The organism is Massilia sp. TSP1-1-2 (assembly GCF_049896185.1).
Taxonomy (GTDB): Bacteria; Pseudomonadota; Gammaproteobacteria; order Burkholderiales; family Burkholderiaceae_D; genus Telluria_A.
The window spans coordinates 1-952 of record NZ_JAFCTU010000138.1 but is presented as its reverse complement, the minus strand read 5'-3'; the positions used below and the strand labels follow the sequence as shown (position 1 = coordinate 952).

The window sequence follows — 952 nt, the reverse complement described above, 5'->3', positions numbered from 1 at the left end:
GCGTACCAACGTGGCTGACCGCATCACCTCGCTGCGCGTGCTCACGCTGCTGTCCGATCCGGACGACATGGCGCCGGAAATGAAGCGCGTCAATGACCTCGCGCTGGCGTATGGCGCGGCGCAAAAAAAGCTGTCGGACAAATTTTCAACCGAAGCGTCGACCACCACGGCCGAGAAAGACTTGCTCAAGCAAATCAAGGAACATGAAGCGGCGGCCATGCCGGCCATCGCCAAGGCGTCCGAAATGTGGATGGGCGGCAAGGCCGAAGACGCGACCAAGGTGTTGATTCGCGAGATCCGTCCGAACCAGAAAAAATGGATGGCCGCGCTCGATCAGCTCGCCGTGCTGGAAGAAAAGCAGACCGCCGCGACCGTCAAGCAGGCCGAGGGCGATTACACGACGGCGCGCAATTTCATGCTGGCCTTTGCCGCTTTTGCCGTGCTGGTCGGCCTGGCTGCCGCCATCGTCATCACCCGCAAGCTGATCAAGCAATTGGGCGGCGAGCCTGACTATACGGCCCGCATCGCCAGCAGCATTGCCAGAGGCGACCTGTCCATTTCGATCGACACCAGCAACGCCAGCGCCGGCAGCTTGCTGATGGAAGTGCGCGAAATGCGCAACAGCCTGAAAGACATCGTTGGCCAGGTGCGGCACGGCACCGAGACCATCGGCACCGCCTCGCGCGAAATCGCAGCCGGCAACATCGACCTGTCCTCGCGCACCGAAATGCAAGCGAGCTCGCTGGAAAAGACCGCCTCTGCAATGGAAGAACTGACTTCCACCGTCAAGCAAAATGCCGACAATGCGCGCGAAGCGAACCTGCTTGCCGCCACCGCGTCCGACGTGGCGCGCAAGGGTGGCGAAGTGGTGGCCCAGGTGGTGGACACGATGGGTTCGATCAATACCTCGGCCAACAAGATTGTCGACATCATCGGCGTGATCGACGGCATC

1 pseudogene is annotated in these 952 nt (G+C 61.3%); it reads left to right on the top strand.

Annotation, left to right across the window (positions count from 1 at the left end):
• A pseudogene (locus ACP7BV_RS27310) lies at window positions 1–952 on the top strand (methyl-accepting chemotaxis protein); the annotation flags it as partial.